We start from the raw sequence: 7,059 nt of genomic DNA on the forward strand, positions 1-7,059 counted from the left end.
AGGCCGCTAGAAATGTGGCCATTATTGGTGTAAAGATCGGAGAAGCCTTATTTCCGGGACAGGAACCTTTGGGCAAAACCTTTAAAATAAAAGGATTAAAGTTTACAGTGGTGGGTTTATTTGTGGAAGAAGGAGAAGGACTTTTTGACACCCCCTCTAAAGACGAAGCGCTATTGGTCCCCTACGGAGCATTTACCAAGCTCTTTTATGTGGGAAAAAACGGTATAGAACCAATCATTGCTGCAAAAGGGAAAGACGATGACCCCGGATTGGTCATGCTGGAAAATGAAATGGCAGGACTTCTCAGAGCCAAAAGAGGTTTAAAACCCACCGCAGAAAACAATTTCGCCTTAAATAAATCCGAATTTATTCAAGATGCAGTGGGCTCCATCTTTGCTGTGATCTCTATCGCAGGAGGGGTAATTGGAGGTTTCTCAATCCTAATTGGAGGTTTTGGAATTGCCAATATCATGTTCGTATCTGTAAAGGAACGGACCGGTATTATAGGTATTCAGAAATCTCTTGGTGCAAAAAATTATTTTATCCTCCTGCAATTCCTGTTCGAAGCGACTGCTTTAAGCCTTATTGGAGGATTGTCCGGACTGATTGTGGTGTATGCGGCCACCTTTGTTTCCCTAGGCAATCTGGAAATCATACTTTCCTTTAAAAATATTGTTCTGGGACTTGCATTGTCGTCTGCCATTGGTATTGTTTCAGGTATCATACCTGCTTCTCTGGCTTCAAAAATGGATCCGGTAGTTGCTATCAGGATGTGACAACACCTACCGGAAACTATTGCTTCTTCTCAAAGAGCTTTACTCTGCAGACTTGCCTTTTTTACCGGCTTTGGCTTTTTCTTTGTCCGCTTTTACAACACCCGCTTTTTCCAACACCTTCAACTCTATTTCTTCCATCAATTCAGGATTGTCCAAAAGCAGGTTTTTAACAGCATCTCTACCTTGACCTAGCTTATTTCCCTCGTAAGAAAACCAAGACCCTGCTTTTTTAACAATTTCAAATTCAACACCAAGGTCAATTACCTCTCCTACTTTGGAGATTCCTTCCCCATACATAATATCAAACTCCACTACCTTAAAAGGAGGCGAAACCTTGTTTTTCACTACTTTTACTTTGGTTCTATTGCCAAGGATATTGTCGGGTCCATCTTTAATTTGACCTATTCTACGAATATCTAAGCGAACAGAAGCATAAAATTTAAGGGCATTACCACCGGTGGTGGTTTCAGGGTTGCCAAACATCACCCCAATCTTCTCTCTCAATTGATTGATAAAGATACAAGCACAACCTGTTTTGTTGATGGCTCCAGTAAGTTTCCTAAGTGCCTGAGACATTAACCTGGCTTGCAGACCCATTTTGGAATCTCCCATTTCCCCCTCAAGTTCACCCTTAGGCACCAAGGCGGCTACAGAGTCAATCACTATAATATCAATGGCCCCGGACCTGATAAGGTGCTCAGCAATTTCCAAGGCTTGTTCACCACTGTCCGGCTGAGAGATGAGCAGATTTTCTATGTCAATCCCCAACTTCTCGGCGTAGGCTTTATCAAAAGCATGCTCTGCATCTATAAATGCCGCTAAGCCTCCTGCTTTTTGTGCTTCAGCGATGCAATGCATGGAAAGTGTTGTTTTCCCGGAAGATTCCGGACCATAGATCTCAATCACTCTACCTCTAGGTACTCCCCCAATGCCTAGTGCCATGTCCAAACCCAATGATCCTGTAGAAATAGCAGGCACATCTAGCACCACATTATCACTCAATTTCATTACGGTCCCTTTACCGTAGGTTTTTTCCAACTTATCCAGCGTAAGCTGTAAGGCTTTTAATTTTTCAGTATTTCCACTCATAGTATCTTCAGATATTCACTGTTGTTCATTCCTAATGTGAAAGTAAACATTAGGCAGGTCATTAACAACTATTGAATAAGCATTGTTAGCGCAAGACATTGTAGTACATTTGGAGAATGAAACATCATTCCCTGAAATTCACAATGGTATGAACTTTGAAGTAAAACTTTTAAAAAAGGCATGATCGTGTACCTCCAATCACTTGCAATAGCGCTGTTATTGCTTTTTCAAACTGCTGTAAATGCACAAAGCCAAGACATTGTTAACAAAGCATTTACCAAAGGAGAAACGCTTACTTTCAATGTGAGTTATTTCCTCTTTAATGCCGCTGAGGCCAAAATGGTAATCGACAATAAAACCCACTATATCAATGGAAAGCCAACCTATAAGGTAGATGTCTACGGAAAAACCCTAAGCATTTTTAAGCTTTTTTATGTAAAAGACAATTGGGGGAGCTATATAGATACTGCCAAAATTATTCCTTACCGCTCCTACCGACATATTGAAGAAGGTAATTATCGAAAACATGAGGTAATTGACTTCGACCATAAAGACCAAATGGCCTATACAAAATTGTATGACAGGGAGAATGAATACATCAAAGAAAGGAAATCAAAAGCCATCCCTCCCAATGTTCAGGACATTGTCAGCGGTTATTATCTATTGCGAACAATGGATTTCTCCGGGTTAAGAAAAGGTGATAAAATTGAAATCAAAGGTTTTTTTGATGAGAAAAATTATAACTTAAAATTAACATACGAGGGCATGGACGACATATCCACTGACATTGGTGATTTTGACACCTATATTTTCAGCCCTGAGATGCCCAGCAACAAACTCTTCAGAGGTAAAAAACCAATAAAAATATGGATTACAGCAGATGAAAACCGAATTCCGGTTAAAATTAAAGCCAGCATGTTTGTCGGTTCCATAAATATGGAGATCGTGTCTGCCGAAGGGTTAAGAAACAATTAATTAACATTGGGTTAAAATTAATTTAATTTAAACCTTTGCTTTATTAAGGATTCCCCATCAATTAATCCCTTCAGCCTACAAAGACTTAATTGTTTTTTTATAATCCTTATCTTTGTAGCTTCATTTAAAATAAATTGTTTTTCAGTAAATCATAAGATGGGCAACAATCAGAAACAAAGGGTATTGGTAGTAGATGACGAAGAGGATATCATTGAAATCTTAACCTACAATTTGGAAAAAGAAGGCTATGAGGTCAACTCAGCAAGTGACGGTATCACAGCAGTAAAAAAAGCCGCTACATTCAAGCCTGATGTCATCCTATTGGACATCATGATGCCTAATCAAGATGGGGTGGAAACCTGCCGTCAGTTGAGAGAAAACCCCGATCTCAAAAACACCTTTATCATATTCCTCACTGCCAGATCAGAAGAATACTCTGAGGTGGCAGCCTTTGATGTGGGAGCAGATGATTACATCCTTAAGCCCATCAAGCCAAGGGCATTGGTAAGCAGGATCGCTGCACTTTTTCGAAGAGAAATTAAAAAAGAAGCAGACACCTCAAAAATCTCCATCAAGGACTTGATCATCGATCGCACAAGTTTCACCTTACTCAAAGATGGAGAATTGATTGTGTTACCCAAGAAAGAATTTGAGCTCTTGCACTTTTTGGCAAAAAACCCCAATACCGTATTTAGCAGAGACGAATTGCTAAAAAACATTTGGGGCACAGATGTGTTTGTCTTGGCCAGAACAGTGGATGTCCACATCCGTAAGATTAGAGAAAAAATAGGTGAAGATTATATCTTTACTGTAAAAGGCGTAGGTTATAAATTCAATACATGATCAGCACTTCAAAAGGCATTGCATTTGGGCTTGCCATTTCTATAGCCTTACTATTGGTGGCCTTTTTATCCCTTTTGGAGGCCTCCAATTCCATAATACTGCTGGCTGCCGGCACCCTTACCTTTTCCATTGCCTACCTTTTGATTCACCTTAGCCTTGAATACCTGATCTTTCGAGAAATCGGCAATATCTACAGCGTATTGGAGAAAATTCAAAAAAAAGACACCACTTTCAAAGCCAGCAATAAGATAAAAGCTTCACTCCCACCGCTGAAAAGTATCCAAGCCAATATTCATGATTATGCGGCGGCCAAAAACAGGGAAATTGAAACCTTACAAAAGAATGAAACCTTTAGGCGGGAATTTTTTGCCGACATTTCCCATGAACTGAAAACGCCGATTTTTGCAGCTCAGGGTTATATCCACACCTTAATGGACGGTGCGGTAGAAGACCATACCGTTAGGGATAAGTTTTTAAAACGAGCGGCCAAAAGCCTTAACAATCTTGAAGACCTTGTGCAGGATTTAATTACCATCAATCAAATTGAAAGTGGGTTTATTCGCTTTCATCCCAGCAATTTTGACCTGAAAGAGTCCATTCAGGAAGTCATGGAACAATTGGAAGGAAAAGCCCATAAAAGGAACATCCAACTGATTTTCAAATACGACAAGGCCACGAGTTATCAGACTTACGCCGACAAGGACAAAATTTTCAGGGTTTTACAAAACCTTGTCTCCAATGCCATCAAATACAATAAAGACAATGGCACTGTGACCATTCAAATCAATGACCACAAAAATCATTTCACGGTAAAAGTCAAAGACCAGGGCATAGGCATCCACCCGGATGACCTTAAGCGAATATTTGAGCGTTTTTATAGGGTAGAGAAGAGTCGTTCCAGAGAAAAGGGAGGCACCGGACTGGGTTTAGCCATCGTCAAACATATTCTGGAAGGACATCAATCCAAAATTGGCGTTAGTTCTACTCCCGGCAAGGGGTCGGTCTTTAGTTTTGAGCTGCCGCATGCGGCTAAAACAATGGCCGTTGAGGAAGGCCATTCGAAAAAATAAAACCAAGTGTTTTCAAATAGGCTTTTTTTTATTGGCTAATTTCAGAACTTTGTATCGAAACACAAGGGTATGAAAAAGATCGATTTTAAATCATTGATAGTTAAAGAAACCAATGATTACCTAATAGTCAATAAACCGCCATATTTCCCCACACTGGATGATAGGCATGAGGCGCAAAATATGCTGGCATTGGCAAGACTGGAATTTCCGGACATTCAGGTTTGTCACCGATTGGACAAGGAAACATCGGGTTGTTTGGTATTTGCCAAAAACCCTGATGCTTACCGAAATATTGCCATGCAGTTTGAGGACAGAAAAGTAGAAAAGGTCTACCATGCTGTGGCTGAAGGCATTCATGATTTTGATGGCATAATGGTAGACAGGAATCTTTCGGCCAGCAAAAACGGCATTGCCAGAATCGTACCTAGTGGCAAGGCGGCACAAACCATTTTTAAAACTGTAAAAAGTTACTTTGCCCATACTCATATTGCCTGTAAACCAATAACCGGCCGTCTGCATCAAATTCGAATTCACCTGGCTTACCTGGGTGCGCCCATTTGTGGGGACGAGCTTTACGGTGGCCAACCGCTCTATTTATCAAGTATCAAAAGGAAATTTAATCTAAAAAAAGGTACCGAAGAGCGTCCCATCATGCAGCGGGTAGCCCTCCATGCTTTTGCCATTTCCTTTACAGATCTTTCCGGAGAAAAAATAAGTGCAGAAGCACCTTACCCCAAGGATTTCGCAGTAATGGTCAAGCAACTGGAAAAAACCAGTAAATAGATGTGATTTTGTCAGCATTGTTGCAGAAAAGAGCAACAATACCGCCAAAATCATATCGACGGATATTTTTACTAAACCAGTGGCTGACGCCACTGGCTACAATAATATCACCCCTGCCGGGGTTTAGATTTCGAACAGGTTATTAACTGGTTTAAAAAAATCAATAGACAGGGTCGCTTTACCCTAACCTGCTCTCATTACAAAACTTCAAACCCTGAAGGCCTCCTCTGGGAGTAGTTTAAAACTACTCCCTACCATCCATTTGAAAAGATTACGAGGCATTTGCAATGCCGGCTCCACTAGATAGGATGCAAAAATCCAAAGGCATTACTATAATAAAGGCTACTCCTGCTCATTTCCCCACCTCAAATTGCACCACCATATATCTTAAATGGTCCTCATCATAATCTGGACTGTTTTCATTGTTAAGCGAGAGGTATAAGCCTTCTTCTCCTACAAATACATTAGAAGAAGTATGTACTTGAAATTTATCAAAGACATGTTCACCTATTATATTCAAATCCTTGTCCAAGACCATCACGCCTATAAAAGGCCTCGAGCGGTTTAGCATACTTAGTTTCTCTAAAGAATACTCTCTTTCATCCATATATCCCGGATAAAAAAAACGATAAAAACAATCCCTGTACTTGTCATAAAGAATTATTCCATAAAGGTCATGAATTAATGTATTAACCCTCCCCTCTTCACGGGATCCCGGAATCTCATTTAAAAAATAAAAGCTATTGATATGATCTGACTTAACATCTATCTTTTCAATTACCTTTTCCTTACTCATATCAAACACCTGGATTTCATGATCATACCATGGTGATATATAAAGCTTGTCCTTTCTTCTTGCCCATGAAAAATAGGCTCTTTTTTTTCCTTTGTGCCAATAATCCTTAGCATAATACACATCATACCATTTGGACTGATCTGAAACCATATCATAACTATAGACCAGAGAATGTTTTTGAATGTCTTCTTTATTCATCCCATGATGATTCATAAAATACGGCTGCATGCCAAAAACCTTATCCCCATATCGATGCAATTCTTTATCAAAATCCGAACCCAAATAAGTAATATCTACTTTACCTGAGGTAATGGACTTTTCAAACAGTTTTTCCCCTTTATAATTGATGTAACCTATGGCATGAGGCTCAAAAGTTGCCCAAACTTTATCTTTTTCTAAACCGGCTATACCTGAACTTCTGTTCATACTATTCGGCCCATCGTCTTCCAAAATGATCTCATTGGCCACTTTTCCATCTTCCATATTCATAAATTGTAAACTCATCGAAGTAGGATTCAGGTAAAAAAGGTATTGACCTGAGTCTGATTCTATCAAGTGAGCATAGGGTGGATTTGGTATGGTCAGAACTTCAGGTTTAATTTTTATCTCTTTAACTTTTATTATTTCCAGCAATTTATTCTCTGCTTCTCCCTTACAAGAGAAGAATAACAATAGGCCTATGGTAAAAACATTGCAATGTCTCAATATATTTTTTGTAGAAATTAGC

The 7,059-nt window shown here is 39.6% G+C and carries 7 protein-coding genes; 5 read left to right on the plus strand and 2 right to left on the minus strand.

The window, feature by feature from the left end; all coding sequences use genetic code 11:
* Positions 1-776: FtsX-like permease family protein (locus AAC037_RS16115; RefSeq protein WP_339903971.1), on the plus strand; the 776-nt coding region annotated here is incomplete at its 5' end.
* A 39-nt stretch (positions 777-815) separates the two neighbouring features.
* Here AAC037_RS16115 and recA read toward each other — a convergent pair.
* On the minus strand, positions 816-1,865 hold the full coding sequence (gene recA, locus AAC037_RS16120; RefSeq protein ID WP_014018571.1) for a recombinase RecA: 1,050 nt from the start codon (positions 1,863-1,865) through the stop codon (positions 816-818).
* 180 nt (positions 1,866-2,045) lie between these two features.
* Here recA and AAC037_RS16125 point away from each other — a divergent pair, with 180 nt between their 5' ends.
* From AAC037_RS16125 to AAC037_RS16140, 4 genes are all read left to right on the plus strand, one after another.
* On the plus strand, positions 2,046-2,840 hold the full coding sequence (locus tag AAC037_RS16125) for a DUF3108 domain-containing protein (RefSeq protein ID WP_339903973.1): 795 nt from the start codon (positions 2,046-2,048) through the stop codon (positions 2,838-2,840).
* 156 nt (positions 2,841-2,996) lie between these two features.
* A complete protein-coding gene (locus tag AAC037_RS16130) occupies positions 2,997-3,683 on the plus strand; it encodes a response regulator transcription factor (RefSeq protein WP_014018573.1) in 687 nt (228 codons plus the stop codon).
* Positions 3,680-4,753, plus strand: coding sequence for an ATP-binding protein (locus AAC037_RS16135; protein WP_339903975.1), 1,074 nt, complete (start codon positions 3,680-3,682; stop codon positions 4,751-4,753). Before AAC037_RS16130 ends, AAC037_RS16135 begins: the two co-directional genes overlap by 4 nt.
* A gap of 69 nt (positions 4,754-4,822) precedes the next feature.
* A complete protein-coding gene (locus tag AAC037_RS16140; protein WP_339903977.1) occupies positions 4,823-5,536 on the plus strand; it encodes an RNA pseudouridine synthase in 714 nt (237 codons plus the stop codon).
* A 352-nt stretch (positions 5,537-5,888) separates the two neighbouring features.
* On the opposite strand, the gene AAC037_RS16145 is transcribed toward AAC037_RS16140, so the two are convergent.
* Positions 5,889-7,059 (minus strand): DUF4221 family protein (locus tag AAC037_RS16145; protein ID WP_339903978.1); only part of this gene is annotated, 1,171 nt, incomplete at its 5' end.

The organism is uncultured Cyclobacterium sp., assembly GCF_963976465.1.
Classification (GTDB): domain Bacteria; phylum Bacteroidota; class Bacteroidia; order Cytophagales; family Cyclobacteriaceae; genus Cyclobacterium.